The sequence below is a fragment of the Arthrobacter sp. 08Y14 genome (assembly GCF_002929455.1).
Lineage (GTDB): Bacteria > Actinomycetota > Actinomycetes > Actinomycetales > Micrococcaceae > Arthrobacter_B > Arthrobacter_B sunyaminii.
The window spans coordinates 600,155-615,444 of sequence record NZ_PJIX01000001.1 but is presented as its reverse complement, the minus strand read 5'-3'; the positions used below and the strand labels follow the sequence as shown (position 1 = coordinate 615,444).

Genomic DNA, 15,290 nt, shown 5'->3' with positions numbered 1-15,290 from the left:
GGAACAAGAAATTCACCGCCGGTGCACCCGAGGCTCCGGGCAGCTCACGGACCCCACAAAGGACGGACCCATGACCCACTCAACCGGCCAGGAAACCGAGCAGTGGCTGGAGGTGGCGCCGCGGGTGCTGGTGCTTCGCAATCCCGGCTTCGGCATGAACACCGGCCTGGTCATCGGGGATGAGCAGGCGCTGATCATTGACACCGGTGCCGGTCCCCGGCAGGGCTGCGCCATCCTGACGGCGGTGCGTGAGCGCACCGATCTGCCGCTGATCGCCGTGAATACCCACGCGCACTTTGATCACTTCTTCGGCAACGCTGTATTGGCGGCGAACGGCGTCCAGGACATCTGGGCCACCAGCCGCTGCGCCGAAGCCATCCGCGAGCACGGCGACTCCCAGCGCCCCGCCGTCGCCGGCGTGGAAGCCGAGATGGCCGCCGGGGAGGGCGTGCACACGGAGATCCTGGCACCCAACCGCCTGGTGGACGGTTCCCCGGTGGACCTGGACCTGGGCGGCATCTCCGTAACGCTCTTCCATCTGGGCCGGGGCCACACCGACCATGACCTGCTCGTCGGCGCCGGCGATGTCCTGTTCACCGGAGACCTGGTGGAAGAGGGTGCGGATCCGTCCTTTGAGGACTCCTTTCCCAAGGAATGGATCCGCACACTCGGCAAGATGACCGCACTGGAGGACCTGTATTCGGTCTTCGTGCCGGGCCACGGCAAACCGGTGGCCGTGGACTTCGTGACTACGCAGATGAACAAGATGCGCACCGCCGTTGCCGTCACCCGCAACGCCATGGACCAGGCCTCCACCGATATGACCAAGGCCATCCCTATTCTGCCGTACGGGCCGGAGCAGTCCCGGGCCCTGCTGATGCGGCTGCGAACCCTGGCACGCTGGAAGTGGCTTAAGCAATAAGGGCGTACCCTGAACCGGTGCCCGCAGAATCCTTTAGCCTCAAATCCATAGCCATTCCCGCGTTTGGGCCCACGCTCCTGTACGGCCTGGCTACCGGGGCCATCCTGCCGGTGATCGCGCTGACGGCGCGGGACCTTGGAGCCACCGTGGCCCTGGCCGCTTTGGTGATCACCCTGACGGGTATCGGCTCTTTGCTCACCAATGTGCCGGCCACGGTGCTTACCACCCGGTTCGGCGAAAAATGGGCACTGGTGATCGCTGCACTGTGGTGTTCGGCAGCGATGGCCACGGCAGCTTTGGCACCGGTGCTGTGGATCTTTGCCTTGGCCGTGTTCATGGTGGGGATGGCGGGCTCTGTCTTTGGCCTGGCACGGCAGAGCTACCTTACCGAAGCCGTACCGCTGTATTACCGCGCCCGGGCACTGTCCACCCTGGGCGGGGTAAACCGGATTGGTGTCTTTGCCGGACCCTTCGCCGCCGCCGGCGTCATCCATTTCGCCGGAATCTCCGGAGCCTACTGGGTCGGTGCCGCCGCCGCCCTGCTGGCAGCGATTATCAGCCTGCGGGTGCCAGAACTGCGGGTGCCTGTTCCGGCGGGCCCGGGTCCAGTTGGTGCACGCGGGTCCTCGGGCGGCAGAGGACGCCGCAGCGCGGGTGACCCGGCCGTACCCGCACCCACCGTACGCTCCGTCCTCGGCAGCCACGGCAGGGTGTTTCGCACTCTGGGCCTGGGCATCCTGTTAATCGCGGCCGTGCGAGCCTCCCGGCAGGCAGTCATTCCGCTCTGGGCCCAGCACATCGGATTGGACCCCACCCAGACCGCCCTGGTTTACGGGTTGTCCGGTGCCATCGACATGCTGATCTTCTATCCCGCGGGCAAAGCCATGGACCTGTGGGGGCGGCGCTGGGTGGCTGTGCCGTGCATGCTGACCATGGCGGCGGGACTGGCGCTGATGCCGTTCACCACCGACCGGACCGGCCTGCTGCTGGCGGCCCTGGTCCTGGGTTTCGGCAACGGGATCGGCTCCGGGATTGTGATGACCCTGGGCGCGGACTTCTCGCCCTCGCCGGGCCGCCCGCAGTTCCTGGGCATCTGGCGGCTGCTGGCGGACACCGGCACCATGGCCGGGCCGGCGCTCCTCTCGGCGGTGACGGCGCTGGTGTCACTGTCAGCAGGCATCGGCGCCACCGCCGTCCTGGGCCTGCTGGGAGCGGCCGCACTGTGGAAATGGGTGCCTAAAGGCCGTCCCGGCTACGGCCAGCCAAAGGGCCAGGCGCGCGGACAGGTCAGCGGGCCGGGTCTCCCGCCTGCATAGAGAAGACCCAGCAGGCCAGAGCGCTGAGCACGTAACCCACACCAACGATCAGGCCCAGACCGGACCAGAAATACAACAGCATGGACTCGCTGCTGCCCAGCACCGTGGTCCCGCTGATGGCGTACAGATAGGCGCCCACACTGATCAGCAGCGACAGCAGTCCGGGGATCCAGCACATCGCGGCCAGCACCGGAACTGAACCGCGGCCACGGCCGCCGGGCGGCCAGTAATTCCACTCAGGGGTGGTGCGCAGCATGACCAGCCCGCCAATTAGTGTCCACGTAGCCACCACCAGGAAGGACGCCACGACGTCGGCCGGCCGGTGCCACAGGTTAACAAAGGTGGACGCTCCGGCGAGCACGGCGTAGCTGCCGCCCGCCAGGGCAACCGCCGGACGCCAGCGGGGGGAGGCCAGCAGGAACACGACGGCGGCCGCGGAAGCGGCCAGCGTGGTGTGTCCTGACGGCAGCGAGTTGAAGTCCAGTGTGATGACACCGCGGTCCGGACGGTCAAAAAAGAGCCGCTTAAGCAGCTGGCTGCTGATGTTCGCCGCAGCGAAAGTGGCCAGGGCAATCACCGCAGGTGCCAGCCGTCGTCGTCGTATGGTCATCACCAGCACCACGGCCCCCGCAATGAAGACGGACAGCAGCGGCAGCTTGTCGAGGAACTCCAGCACCGGCAGCTTTGTTCCGGGCATCGCCACTTCAGCCTCGCGCCAGGCGGATTCATCGGCCAGCTGGCCGGTGGTGGTGCGGACAAACCCCCAGTACGTCACCGCAACCGCGGCGGCACACAGCAGGGCCCCAAACAGGAACAGGGCTGCGTTGGAGGCTGGCGGACGCCGGGTCGGAGTGCGGCGGTTCAGAAGATCGCGGGTATTCATTGCCTCCTAGTCTGCCACTGGAACTTGGCACTTGTCTGAAGACCCGGCGTGATCGCCCTCATGCTGTGCCGGACAAATGCCGGGTTAGGCTGGCTGGGTGGCTACTGACAACTTTTCTTCCGCCTCCGGCCCGCGGCCGGAGCTGTCCGCGCTGCTCGCCGGTGCCCGCGTTGTCTCGATTCCCATGCGCGTCCGTTTCCGCGGAATCCTGCACCGTGAGGCCCTCCTGATTCCCTGGGCGGCTGGCTGGGGCGAGTTTTCCCCGTTTCCGGAGTACGACGACGCCGAGGCGGCGCCCTGGCTCGCGGCCGCCCTGGAAGCGGCGGGGGAGGGATATCCGGAACCGGTACGGACCTCCGTTCCGGTGAATGGAACCGTGCCGGCGGTGGCCGTGGACCGGGTTGAAGCAGTCCTCTCCCGGTTTGGCGCGGTAGGTACCGTGAAGGTTAAGGTAGCCGAGCGGGGCCAGTCCGTGGCCGAGGATCTGGCCCGGGTGGCAGAAGTCCGGCGGCTTCTGCCCAACGCAGGCATCCGCGTGGATGCCAACGGTGGCTGGGACGTGCCCACCGCCGTCGCCGCCCTGGGAGCGCTGGCCGAAGCGGGACTGGAATACGCCGAGCAGCCGGTCCCGGACATTGCCGGGCTGCGGGAGGTGCGGCAGGAACTGGCACGCCGCGACATCCCGGTGCTGATTGCCGCCGACGAGAGCGTCCGCAAGGAGACCGATCCGCTGCGCGTGGCACGGGAAGACGCTGCGGACCTGATCGTGGTGAAGGTGGCTCCGCTGGGTGGAGTCCGCCGCGCCCTGGAAATTGTGGCCGCGGCCGGGCTTCCCGCCGTCGTCAGCTCTGCCCTGGACACCTCGGTGGGGATCCGGGCCGGCGTCGCACTGGCGGCCTCGCTGCCCGAGCTGCCGTATGCCTGCGGGCTGGGCACACTGTCGCTGATGACGGGGGACGTGTCCGGGGAGCCCATGCTGCCCGACGGCGGCGCCCTGGCAGTGCGGAACGTGCCGGTGTCTGGGGAATTGCTGGAGCGCTACGCGGCGGCGCCGGAGCGCCGGCAGTGGTGGCTGGACCGGCTGGAACGGGTTTATGGACAGTTGATGAGAGGGGACAGGACAGCATGAAGTACGTACTTCCGGCAGTGACGGTTCTGATGGCGGGTGCCGGGCTGGCCGTGTGGATCTTTGCGGACAACCTTCTTTTGGGACTTGGACTGGCTGCCATGGCGTTGGTTTTGTGGTCTGTTGCCCCGAGCGTTCTTGGCCGGCTGGGAAAGGACAACAGCGCTGACGGAACGGATCCGGCACGGGTGAAGGAGTACCGGGTGCAGCACCCGGGAGCGACGGTTGCCGACGGTATCCGAGCCACCCGGAAGTAGGGTCCGCCGGATCCGTTGGCTGAAGGCGACGTGCAAGGATCAAGCCATGATGCTGGCCACCTTTACCCTGTCCGAACAGAACTACCGCCTGCGCCGGGCAGGTGCCGCCGACGTCGGGCCGATCGTTGAACTGTTGGCCGCAGATGAGCTGCGGCAGAGTGAGGATTCCGCGGAGCCGGAGCGCCACGGCGCGTATGTTGAGGCCTTCGCCCGGATCGATGCCGATCCCGCCCAGCTGCTGGTGGTTGCGGCAAACCAGCAGGACAAGGTTGTCGGCACCATGCAGCTGACTGTTATCCCCGGGCTTGCTCGTGCCGGTGCCACCCGGTTGCTCGTGGAGGCGGTGCGGGTGGATGCCGGGCTGCGCGGCAACGGACTTGGCTCAGCGATGATGGCCTGGGCGGTCGAAGAAGGGCGAAGGCGCGGCGCCTCGATGGTTCAGCTCACGAGCGACAGGGCGCGCGAGTCCGCCCACCGGTTCTACGAGCGTCTGGGCTTTACTCCGTCGCATGTGGGGTTCAAACTCTTCCTCTAGCGGTCTTCCAAAAGGTGGTGCCCTCAGGCTGGGTCCGAGGCCCTAGGCTGAAGAACTAGGAGCGCCCCATGCCCGACTATGGCCGAAACCTGCTCTTCGGAGCGTTCCTCACGCCTGCGGCCTCACCGCCGCAGCAGGCGGTGGAGCTGACCGTCACGGCGGAACGGGCCGGGCTGGACCTGGCCACCTTCCAGGACCATCCCTATCAGCCGCGGTTCCTGGACACGTGGACACTGCTGTCTTACGCGGCTGCCAGAACTGAACAGATCACCCTCGCCACCAATGTCCTGAACCTGCCGCTGCGCCAGCCGGTGATCGTGGCGCGCAGCGCGGCCAGCCTGGACCTGCTCAGCGGCGGACGGTTCGAACTCGGACTGGGTGCCGGCGCCTTCTGGGACGCGATCGAGGCTGTGGGCGGGCAGCGGCTGGAACCGGGCGAGGCAGTTACCGGGCTGGCGGAGGCGATCCGGATCATCCGCGGCGTCTGGGCTGTCGGTGACCGCACGCCGCTGCGGGTGGACGGATCGGTCCACCAGGTCCACGGCGCCAAGCGCGGGCCCGCACCGGGGCACGACGTCGGCATCTGGCTGGGGGCCTACAAACCCCGCATGCTCCGGCTCGCCGGGGAAACGGCTGACGGCTGGGTGCCCACGCTCAGCTATCTCCGCGGCGGTCCCGCCGATTTGGCAGCGATGAACTCACGGATTGACGACGCCGCGGTCGCCGCCGGGCGTGATCCGGCTGCGGTGCGGCGGCTGCTGAACATCAGCGGTTCCCTTGAAACCACCGGCGGCGGATTGCTGCAGGGGCCGGCCGGCCAGTGGGCGCGGGAACTCGCGGACATCGCCTTGGAATACGGCATCTCCGGATTCCTCCTGGCCAGCGACAACGCCCGGGACCTGCAGCGTTACGGCGAGGAAGTGGCCCCCGAAGTCCGGTCCCTGGTCGCAGCCGCACGGTAGGGCACCTGCGGAGTTGTTAACCCGGCGTTCAACCGGCAGCCTCCTGCGCGTCGCTTTTCACTGCCAGCGTGGGCAGCGACACATCCGCCGGAGAAAGGCCCGACCCTTGACCGACCTGTCCAATTCTGTGCCGCCTGCTTCTGAACCCGCCGTGAACGCCGAGCCAAGTCTCGCCGGCACCGCCCCGAAGAGACGGCTATTGCCCATGCTCGGGCATACCCGCGGCAAGCGCAGTGCTGTCACCTGCGCGCTGAAGTGCGACAACGCCTGCAGCAAAGCAGTCTGCAACACTTCCGCCAACAGCTATTTCCGGGACATCGTGTCGGCCGAGTTTTCACGGCGCACAGCCTTGGGGATCGGAGCCGCCGGCGCGCTGGGGGCCGCCGTGCTGGCTCTGGGCGGCGCAGCTCCGGCGACGGCGGCACCGGCCGGACCGGCCGGACCAGGCGGCGGACGAGGTCCGGCGAAATCCCTGGGCTTCGCACCCATCGCACCCGTGGACGCGGCAGTGGACAGCTTTGACGTCCCGGCGGGATACGAGTGGGAACCCCTGCTGCGCTGGGGAGATCCGCTGTTCGCCGATTCCCCCGAGTTCAATTTCCGTGACCAGAACGCGGCCGCGCAGGCCCGCCAGTTCGGGTACAACAACGACTATTTGGAAATCCTGCGCCAGCCCAACGGTAAGAAGGGATTACTCGTGTGCAACCACGAGTATGTAAACCCGGAGATCATGTTCCCGGCTGCCCCGGCCTCCGCCGCCGAGGAAGCCGAGCGGCGCGCCATCTTCCGCAACGCCGTCGGCATGTCGGTGGTGGAACTGGAACGCAGTTCCCGGGGCACACCCTGGAAGTATGTCCGCGGTGCCCGGATGAACCGCCGCATCACCCTGGACACCGTCTTTGAACTCACGGGGCCGGCAGCCGGAACGGAGTTGCTCAAAACGGCAGCCGATCCGGAGGGACGGTTTGTGTTCGGGACGCTTGGCAACTGTGCCGGCGGCAGCACCCCGTGGGGAACAGTGCTCTCCGGCGAGGAGAACTTCAACGGCTTCTTTCGCGCCGACGGCACCAGCGCCGAGGACAAGCGGTATGGCCTGGACAGCGCCGCGACGGCCATGGGCTGGGAGCAGGAGGACCCGCGCTTTGATGCGCGCACCCCGGAAACCCGCAACGAGCCGAACCGGTTCGGTTACATCGTGGAGCTGGACCCCGAGGACCCGGATTCGGTGCCGCGCAAGCACACCAGTCTGGGCCGGTTCAAACATGAGGGTGCGAACGTCATCATTGCCCGCAACGGCAAGGCCGTGGCGTATTCGGGGGACGATGAGCGTTTTGATTATCTGTACAAGTTTGTTTCCCGGAACAAGTACCGCAAGAACGACAAGCGGCACAACATGACGCTCCTCGCCGAGGGCGACCTGTATGTTGCCCGGTTCGCGGGCAATTCGCCGGAGTCGGAAATCGACGGTACCGGGGCTGTTCCCGCTGACGGCGGATTCGACGGCCGGGGCACCTGGTTGCCGCTGGTGGTGCGCGGCAAATCGGCCATCCCCGGCATGAGCGTGGCGGAGGTGCTGGTCTATACCCGCCTCGCTGCGGACAAGGCCGGGGCGACCAAGATGGACCGCTGCGAGGACGTGGAGCCGAGCCTGGCCTCGGGGCGGGTCTACGTTGCCTGCACCAACAACTCCAACCGCGGCGTCGGCGCCAACGCAGCTGCCGATGAAGTGAATCCCCGGCGGGAAAACCGTGACGGGCACATTGTGGAAATCATCGAGGACCGCGACGACGCAACGGCCACCAGCTTCCGCTGGAATCTGCTGATGCTCTGCGGGGACCCGGCGCAGGGGGACGCCACCTACTTCAGCGGTTATCCGCAGGAGTTGGTCAGCCCCATTTCCTGCCCGGACAACCTGGCCTTTGATTCCGCCGGCAACCTGTGGATTTCCACCGACGGCGCTCCGTCCGGAATCGGCTACAACGACGGACTGTTCAAAGTGGCGCTTGCCGGACGCGAACGCGGCAAGGTGGAGCAGTTCCTTTCCGTGCCCCGTGACGGAGAGACCTGCGGGCCGGTGATCCATGACGAGGAGTCCATGGTGTTCGTTGCCGTGCAGCATCCGGGGGAGGACGGCAGCTACGGCGCCCACACGTCCTTCTTTCCGGACTACGTACCCGATGGCGCCGTGCCGGCTGCCGGGGAAGTCCGGGCGCCACGGCCGGCCGTGGTGCAGGTGTTCCGCGAGGATGCCAACCCCGGGCGGCCCGGGCACAAGGGACGCGGCAAAAGGGGCCGACTCTAAGTCAGAGGGGAGGGCAGCGTTAGGCCAGGGACAGGAAGAGCTGTTCCAGTTCCTTCTTATCCATGGCGTTGTCTTCCTGGGTCAGGCACTGCTGCAGCCCGGTGGCAATGATGAGGAAACCTGCCCGGTCCAATGCCTTGGAGACGGCGGCCAGCTGCGTGACAACGTCCTTGCAGTCGCGGCCTTCTTCCAGCATGCGGGTGACAGCGCTCAGCTGGCCCTGCGCACGCTTGAGTCGGTTGATGACCGGGGTGAGCTCTGTGGCATCAAGTTCCATGGCGTTTCTCCGAAGTTAGGCGAGGTCCCAGCTTATACCCCGGTGGGTGTTTTGACTACCCCCGGGGGTATAGGCAATACTCGGTGGGGTATTCATCTTCCCCGTCCTGAGAGGACCCCATGGCTTCCGCAACACCTTCATCTACCGGCTCGCCTACCCCCGCATCCGCCGTCACTGCACTTGATGCGCAGACCCTGCAGGCCTGGCAGCGCGAGCACCCGGACCTGATCGTGCTGGATGTCCGCTCTGCGGCCGAGTTCGAATCCCTGCACATTGCAGGTTCCATCAACGTCCCGCTTCCGCTGCTTAAGGACCACGCTGATTCCGTGGCTACTCGCCTCGGCGGCCGCGTTGTTTTGGTCTGCCAGTCGGGTGTCCGTGCCGAGCAGGCACGGCAGCGGCTCGGTGCAGCCGGTGTCGATGCCGCCACCGTCCTGACCGGAGGAGTGCCGGGTTATGCGGCGGCCGGCGGCAGCGTTGTCCGAGGCAAGGAGCGCTGGGATCTGGAGCGTCAGGTGCGCCTGGCGGCCGGATCCCTGGTGCTGGCGGGCCTGACCGGAGGCCGCTTCGCTTCGCCCAAGGTCCGGACTCTGGCCGGCGTCATCGGCGCCGGCCTGACCTTCTCCGCAGCAACCAACACCTGCGCCATGGGCAAAGCACTATCAGTCATGCCGTGGAACAAAGCCGCCGTTGACCCCACCCCTGAAGACGTCCTCGCCAGCCTGCCGCTGAGCGGAGCCGGGGACACCGCGGCCGTAGCATGACCCCGACATTGGTCCTCGTTCTGGCGCTGTCCATTCTCATCGGGCTCTCGCTCGGTGTCCTCGGCGGCGGCGGCTCCATCCTGACCGTTCCGATCCTGGTTTATGTGGCCGGCTTCGACGCCAAGGAAGCCATTGCGGCATCGCTGTTCGTCGTCGGTGTCACCTCCGCTGTCAGCGTGATCAGCCATGCCCGCAGCGGCCGGGTGATGTGGCGCACCGGCCTCATCTTCGGTGCCGCCGGCATGTTCGGCGCCTTTGCCGGCGGTTTGCTGGGCGGCTTCATTCCCGGCGAGATTCTGCTGGTTGCCTTCGCTTTGATGATGGTCGCCACCTCGGCCGCCATGATCCGCGGCCGTAAGAACAAACAGGCGGCCGGCACTGACAGCGGCGGTGCTTCGCGCCGGATGCCGCTCGGAAAAATCCTGGTCGAGGGCCTCGTTGTTGGCCTGGTCACCGGACTGGTGGGTGCCGGCGGAGGATTCCTTGTAGTTCCTGCCCTGGCTCTGCTCGGCGGACTACCGATGTCCATTGCCGTGGGTACCTCCCTGGTGGTCATCAGCATGAAGTCCTTCGCCGGACTCGCCGGCTACCTCACCACGGTCCAGCTGGACTGGAGCCTGGTCCTGGCCGTCACAGCCGCTGCGATTGTCGGCAGCCTGATCGGCGCCAAGCTCACCGGCCGGATCCCCGAGACCGCGCTCCGCAAGGGCTTTGGCTGGTTTGTCCTGGTCATGGGCGCCTTCGTGCTCATACAGCAGGCACCTGCGGACCTCCAGCTGATTCTCGCCGGGGGCGTCGCAGCACTTGCACTGGCTGCGGCGGCCGTCTGCTGGCTGTTCATCCCTTCCTGCCCGCTGCGCAAAACCAGCCGGCACCGGGACGACGCGTCCCGGCACCTGCCGGCCTAGCTCCACAGACAACAAACCTTCCACTTCACAACAGAAGGAACACCCCCATGCTTATCGAACGCATTTATGATGAAGACCTGGCCCAGGCCAGCTACCTGATCGGCTGCCAGGCCAAGGGTGAGGCGATCGTCGTCGACGCCCGCCGCGACATTGCCGGCTACCTGGACCTCGCCGCCGCCAACGGCATGAAAATCGTGGCCGTGACCGAAACCCACATCCACGCCGACTTCCTCTCCGGAACCCGGGAACTGGCTGCGGCCACCGGTGCCACCGTCTACGTTTCCGGTGAAGGCGGACCCGACTGGCAGTATGACTTCGACGGTGAACGCCTGCATGACCTGGATACGGTCAAGCTCGGCAACATCACCGTCCGGGCCCTGCACACCCCCGGCCACACCCCGGAGCACCTGTCCTTCCTGATCACTGACGGCGCGTTCAGCGATTCACCCGGCTACCTGCTGTCCGGCGACTTCATCTTCTCCGGCGACCTCGGCCGTCCGGACCTGCTTGACGAAGCCGCCGGCGGCGTCGACACCCGCTTTGCAGGCGCCAAGCAGCTGTTCACCAGCCTGCGGGACAAGTTCCTGACCCTGCCCGACTACGTCCAGGTGCACCCGGGCCACGGCGCCGGCAGCGCCTGCGGCAAGGCCCTGGGTGCCATCCCGTCCTCCACCGTCGGCTACGAACGCCGATACGCCTGGTGGGGCCCGTACCTCGAGAACAACGACGAGCAGGGCTTCATCGACGAACTGCTCGACGGGCAGCCCGACGCGCACGCCTACTTCGGCCGCATGAAGCGCGAAAACCGCCAGGGCCCGGCCGTCATGGGCGAGCGTGCACCGCTGCAGGAGCTGGCCACCGGCGACGTCGTCAGTGATCTCGCCGCCGACCGTGCGATTTTCGTGGACACCCGCTCCAACGCCCGTGTCCATGAGGGCACTGTTGCCGGATCCCTCAACATTCCCGCCGGCAAGTCCGTTGCCAGCTTCGGCGCCTGGGTCGTGGATCCGGAAAAGGATCAGAACCCGCTGGTGCTGCTGGCCGAGGGTCAGGAGCAGGCGCAGGAAATGTGGGACCACCTGGTCCGCGTGGGCATTGACAACGTTGCCGGTTACGTCACCAGCATCGACGGTCTGCCGCCGTTCACCCCGCCGCTGATCCAGCCGTCCGAACTTCCGGATTTCGATGCCGCCATGGTGCTGGACGTCCGCAACCGCACCGAGCACTCGGCCGGGCACATTCCCGGTTCGTACCAGCTCAGCGGCGGGCGCGTGCTGTGGCACCTGGATGAGCTTCCGGGGAACGGCACCATTGTGACCTACTGCCAGAGCGGAGTGCGGAACTCCGTGGCAGCCAGCGGCCTGCGTCGCGCCGGGTACGACGTCGTCGAACTGGACGGCAGCTACGCCGCCTGGGCGGCACAAAAGTAACCAGCGAAAGAGAAGCCTCAGCGGCGGCCGGAAACGGCCGCCGCTGAGGCTTCCTGCGTACTGCGGCCAAGATCCGGGAACGGATGCGTCAGGCGATGCCGGTGGTTCCCGGCAGCGTTCCCGGCTCGGCTGGATACGAGCCATTGGGAAGTGCGGAGTATGGCGGCGCCCCGCAATAAAAAACCGGCCTGGGCCGAGCACGTCTGTGAAAGATCCGAAAGTCCCCCAACTTCCGAAAAAACAATCTTCACAATGCTCGGCACCCGACCGGTGATCCAATAATACATGATTGGAACATGTTCCGAACTACACTTTAGCGTGAGGCCCCACTAAAAATGAGGAACCCCATGGATAAAGACGTTCGACAAACGGCAAGAGATGCGTTCGAGCGACTTCAGCTGCCTGTACGCGTCACACTGGAATCCCTTATCCGGCACGTCGAGACAATCCGCCGGCGTCCCATCGTCATTGTTCAGAGCGAGAAGCTCACGGGTAAGAAAATTTGCGGGCTGTGGATTCCACGGGAGAATGCGGACGTGGTCTATCACTCTGCGACGAAGGGGACTCTCCATCGCCAGCAGCTGATTCTCCACGAACTCTCGCACATGGTCCTCCGCCATGATGAAAGTGTTGAGGCCTCATGGCAGGGGGTCAAAGTCTTCCAGGAACTCTCGGGCGAGGTGGTGGCCAAAGCGTTGGCCCGCGGCGACTTCCGTTCTGATCTGGAAGCGGCGGCAGAACATCTCGCCGATCTTCTGGCCGCAGCCATCCGGGAATCCAGCCACGAAATCTACCGGTACGAGGCGTACTTCGAATGAGCAACCTGATTGTCGTGATTTTCATGTGGCTGCTCGTGCTGACGCTGGCGCTCCGGGCGCGCACCCGTCCGGATAACACAATGCTGAAAGCCTCAATAGTCATCGCCGCGTCCCTAACCACGAATATCGACGGGCTCTATCTCTGGGCAGCAGAAAAAATGCCCTGGCCCAACGGGCTGGATCTGGCCGCCAACGTCCTGCTGATCTTTGGTGTCTATTATTTGTCGCGGGCCATCGCCCACGGTGCCAGAGCCGGTGACGCGGTAAGCGGAAGGGAAACCCTCTGGCTGCGGCGCGCGGCAGTTATCACCGTTGTCATTATGGCGGTGAGCTTTGCCTTGATCGACGATCCTGTCCAGTCATTCTCCTTCATGCTGGATTACGGAAGCCAGCCGGCGGCAGCCATTTACTCGGGGATTCAATACCTGTACATACTGGCGGTCATGGTGGGAACCCTGGCGACCTGCCTGAAGAACGTGCCGCGGATGAGGCGCAAGCGGTTTCGCGTGGGGTTTCGGATTATTGCGCTGGGATGCGTTGCGGGCATTGTTCTCTGCATCTCCGTGCTTGTTATGGACATGGCAAACGTCACCGGCAACGAGGAGCTGAGGCGTGCCGCCGGAACCGTGTATGACGTGTCCAATCCCCTGACGGTGGTGCTGCTGTCCGCCGGGTTGGCGGTGGCACCGATTGGCCGGATCCTCAGCGACCTCAGGGTCCGGCGGCAGATCCGCGTGCTGGAGCCGCGGCTCAGGGCAGTGTGGCTCTCCACTGTCGCTCAGACACCCGCCGTCAGCCTGGTGGGAACCACCGCCCAGTCCGTCACCGAAGGGCACCGGAAACGCACGCGGAACACCGCGGATACCATTCACCGCCTGGTCATTGAAATCCACGACTGGATGGACCTCTCTGAGAACCGCGGGCAGCAGATGTCACCGGCGGACCGAAGTGTGGTGAACCAGGCTGAGGCGCTGTGCCTGAAACAGGGGAGATCTCTCTGATGGCGTGGCCAAGCGTGCGCACGGTGCTGGCTGTCGCAGCCGCCGCCTGTCTGCCGGCGCTGGCCGGATCCCTGATCCGCGCAAAGGTCACGGATGCGGGCCCGGGCAGGACGCTGGCGCCGGTCCGCGGACACGGGAGGATCGGGAACCGGCAGTACCTTGACTTTGAACCGAACGGATTTGCCGCCCATCCCGGGCGGCTCAGCATGCGTGCACCATCGGGCGGCGGGTTAGTGGTGCTGGGGCCGCCCGCCGTCGGAATCGCGGTACGGCGGACGGTGGAGAGCGGTGACCCGGCCAGAATAATCCGGGATGGCAAAGGCCGCCTCAGCGGTCACCTGGGCGATACCCCGGCGGATTTCGGATTCGCCGCCGAGGAGGCAACCATTGGCGGGCTTCCGGCGTGGATTATCCCGTCGGCTCAAGGCAGCGGTGTGTGGGTCATCCACGTCCATGGGCTGGGCAGTTCACGAAGCCAGTGCCTGCGCGGCGTGGCAGCCTTCGCAGACCTCGGCTATACCTCCCTGCTGCCCACGTACCGCACATCCCTGGACCTCGGCCCAACGCCGGGCCGCAGCCACCTGGGGCTCACCGAATGGAAAGACATCGAGGCGGCCAGACGCTACGCGCTGGATCACGGAGCCCGGAGGATCCTGTTTGTGGGCTGGTCGCTGGGCGCTTCCATTGTGCTCCGCACCATCGAGCGGTGCCCGGCGCCGAGCACCGCGGGCGTGCTGCTGGTGTCTCCGGCGCTGGACTGGCCGGCGATCATTTCGGCGCAGCTGCGGCGTGCGGGCTGTCCCGGGTTCCTGGCCCGGTGGCTGCCGCATACCGTCAATTTCCTTCGCCCCCGGGGAGAACCCGTCATCAGGTGGCACGAAATGCCCGCGACATACATGCAGAAACATCCAAGTATCCCGACTATGATTTTTCACGGTACTGAGGATCACTCCGTACCAGTACAGCTTTCCCGGGCATTCGTTTCCCGGCAAAGCCAGCCTGTGGGATTCGTGGAGTTCGACGGCGCCCACCACACGCTGGAGTGGAACTCTGCTCCACAACTGTGGAATGAATCCGTCCAGGCCTGGTGCCGGCGCCTGGGCCTGGAGACACCTGTTGACTTGACCGACCCAGTTTCGGAGGCAAAATAACCGTGGCCGCTGAAAGCGCTGCCCAGCGCAACCTGAGGGAATCCCAAATTCTCGCCCGCAAAATCGATCTGCTGCTGGATGTCGTCCAGACATCCGAGGGCAAGCCTTTTGAATTCCACGACATTCAGTCAGCCCTTGCCGAGAAGGGGATCAAGCTCTCACGCACCCGCTGGCACCACATGAAATCCGGGGATGCCACCGTCCGCCAACCCGTAGAGGTGGTCACGGGCTTGGCCGAGTTTTTCCAGATCAATCCTTCCTACCTGCTGGAGGCCGACGGCGAAGTTCCAGAGCGTATCCAGAGTGAGTTGGAGCTGCTGGCGGCGATGCGCCGGGCCAAGGTTCGCGAATTTGCCACACGCACTCTGTCCGAGGTGGACAGCGAAACACTGGACGCCATCGCGGCGCTGCTGGACGACTCGACCAAATACTGAGGCTGCGCACGCGGCCGCTATGATCATGCGCGGTGCATGAGAGCGTTCCCCTCTGGCAGCGCTTCGTACAGCAGCAGCACAAAGGCGTTGATCACCAGGAAAGACATGAGCGTGCCGTAATCCACGCGCTCAATACTGATCCATCCCATCCACAGCGCCGGCAGCCAAGTTGCTGATCGCCACGCCGATTCCGGCGCACAGGAC

General features: G+C 65.7%; 17 protein-coding genes. 14 read left to right on the top strand and 3 right to left on the bottom strand.

The genetic code is table 11. From position 1 onward, the window contains the following. Positions 1 to 70: 70 nt before the first annotated feature. A complete protein-coding gene (locus CXR03_RS02860; RefSeq protein WP_104101801.1) occupies positions 71 to 922 on the top strand; it encodes an MBL fold metallo-hydrolase in 852 nt (283 codons plus the stop codon). A gap of 17 nt (positions 923 to 939) precedes the next feature. Further along, the gene (locus tag CXR03_RS02855) at positions 940 to 2,238 is read left to right on the top strand and encodes an MFS transporter (protein WP_104101799.1); all 1,299 of its coding nucleotides are present in this window, start codon (positions 940 to 942) and stop codon (positions 2,236 to 2,238) included. Here CXR03_RS02855 and CXR03_RS02850 read toward each other — a convergent pair. Continuing rightward, positions 2,210 to 3,121 carry a phosphatase PAP2 family protein gene (locus CXR03_RS02850; protein WP_104101797.1) on the bottom strand — a complete coding sequence of 304 codons (912 nt, stop codon included), beginning with the start codon at positions 3,119 to 3,121 and terminating at the stop codon, positions 2,210 to 2,212. The two genes, CXR03_RS02855 and CXR03_RS02850, sit on opposite strands and share 29 nt — an antisense overlap. A 97-nt stretch (positions 3,122 to 3,218) precedes the next feature. Between CXR03_RS02850 and CXR03_RS02845 the strand changes: the two genes are divergently transcribed. The 5 genes from CXR03_RS02845 to CXR03_RS02825 all read left to right on the top strand — a co-directional run bounded on the left by CXR03_RS02845 (position 3,219) and on the right by CXR03_RS02825 (position 8,303). Beyond that, complete coding sequence (locus tag CXR03_RS02845; protein WP_104101795.1) at positions 3,219 to 4,250, top strand: o-succinylbenzoate synthase; 1,032 nt, start codon at positions 3,219 to 3,221, stop codon at positions 4,248 to 4,250. Continuing rightward, on the top strand, positions 4,247 to 4,504 hold the full coding sequence (locus CXR03_RS02840; protein ID WP_104101793.1) for a hypothetical protein: 258 nt from the start codon (positions 4,247 to 4,249) through the stop codon (positions 4,502 to 4,504). The genes CXR03_RS02845 and CXR03_RS02840 overlap by 4 nt, the downstream gene beginning before the upstream one ends. Positions 4,505 to 4,550: 46 nt before the next feature. Continuing rightward, entirely contained in the window at positions 4,551 to 5,039 is a 489-nt protein-coding gene (locus tag CXR03_RS02835; RefSeq protein WP_258073464.1) for a GNAT family N-acetyltransferase, read from the top strand. A 68-nt stretch (positions 5,040 to 5,107) separates the two neighbouring features. After that, positions 5,108 to 6,001: an LLM class flavin-dependent oxidoreductase gene (locus CXR03_RS02830; protein WP_104101791.1), complete on the top strand. Its 894-nt coding sequence runs from the start codon at positions 5,108 to 5,110 to the stop codon at positions 5,999 to 6,001. A gap of 205 nt (positions 6,002 to 6,206) precedes the next feature. Further along, positions 6,207 to 8,303 carry a PhoX family phosphatase gene (locus CXR03_RS02825; RefSeq protein ID WP_104101789.1) on the top strand — a complete coding sequence of 699 codons (2,097 nt, stop codon included), beginning with the start codon at positions 6,207 to 6,209 and terminating at the stop codon, positions 8,301 to 8,303. Between the two features lie 19 nt (positions 8,304 to 8,322). On the opposite strand, the gene CXR03_RS02820 is transcribed toward CXR03_RS02825, so the two are convergent. Further along, positions 8,323 to 8,580 carry a metal-sensitive transcriptional regulator gene (locus tag CXR03_RS02820; RefSeq protein WP_104053005.1) on the bottom strand — a complete coding sequence of 86 codons (258 nt, stop codon included), beginning with the start codon at positions 8,578 to 8,580 and terminating at the stop codon, positions 8,323 to 8,325. A 119-nt stretch (positions 8,581 to 8,699) separates the two neighbouring features. Between CXR03_RS02820 and CXR03_RS02815 the strand changes: the two genes are divergently transcribed. From CXR03_RS02815 to CXR03_RS02785, 7 genes are all read left to right on the top strand, one after another. Then, the gene (locus CXR03_RS02815; protein WP_104101788.1) at positions 8,700 to 9,344 is read left to right on the top strand and encodes a rhodanese-like domain-containing protein; all 645 of its coding nucleotides are present in this window, start codon (positions 8,700 to 8,702) and stop codon (positions 9,342 to 9,344) included. Beyond that, positions 9,341 to 10,252, top strand: coding sequence for a sulfite exporter TauE/SafE family protein (locus CXR03_RS02810; RefSeq protein WP_104101786.1), 912 nt, complete (start codon positions 9,341 to 9,343; stop codon positions 10,250 to 10,252). The genes CXR03_RS02815 and CXR03_RS02810 overlap by 4 nt, the downstream gene beginning before the upstream one ends. Positions 10,253 to 10,299: 47 nt before the next feature. Then, positions 10,300 to 11,682, top strand: coding sequence for a rhodanese-like domain-containing protein (locus CXR03_RS02805; protein WP_104101784.1), 1,383 nt, complete (start codon positions 10,300 to 10,302; stop codon positions 11,680 to 11,682). A gap of 347 nt (positions 11,683 to 12,029) precedes the next feature. Further along, on the top strand, positions 12,030 to 12,500 hold the full coding sequence (locus CXR03_RS02800; RefSeq protein ID WP_104101783.1) for a hypothetical protein: 471 nt from the start codon (positions 12,030 to 12,032) through the stop codon (positions 12,498 to 12,500). Further along, a complete protein-coding gene (locus tag CXR03_RS02795; RefSeq protein ID WP_104101781.1) occupies positions 12,497 to 13,501 on the top strand; it encodes a hypothetical protein in 1,005 nt (334 codons plus the stop codon). The genes CXR03_RS02800 and CXR03_RS02795 overlap by 4 nt, the downstream gene beginning before the upstream one ends. Then, on the top strand, positions 13,501 to 14,652 hold the full coding sequence (locus tag CXR03_RS02790; RefSeq protein ID WP_146070444.1) for an alpha/beta hydrolase: 1,152 nt from the start codon (positions 13,501 to 13,503) through the stop codon (positions 14,650 to 14,652). The genes CXR03_RS02795 and CXR03_RS02790 overlap by 1 nt, the downstream gene beginning before the upstream one ends. A gap of 2 nt (positions 14,653 to 14,654) precedes the next feature. Further along, positions 14,655 to 15,086, top strand: a complete 432-nt coding sequence (locus tag CXR03_RS02785; RefSeq protein ID WP_104101778.1) for a hypothetical protein — start codon at positions 14,655 to 14,657, stop codon at positions 15,084 to 15,086. Positions 15,087 to 15,109: 23 nt separating this feature from the next. On the opposite strand, the gene CXR03_RS18545 is transcribed toward CXR03_RS02785, so the two are convergent. Then, complete coding sequence (locus CXR03_RS18545; RefSeq protein ID WP_258073463.1) at positions 15,110 to 15,235, bottom strand: hypothetical protein; 126 nt, start codon at positions 15,233 to 15,235, stop codon at positions 15,110 to 15,112. Positions 15,236 to 15,290: the final 55 nt, after the last annotated feature.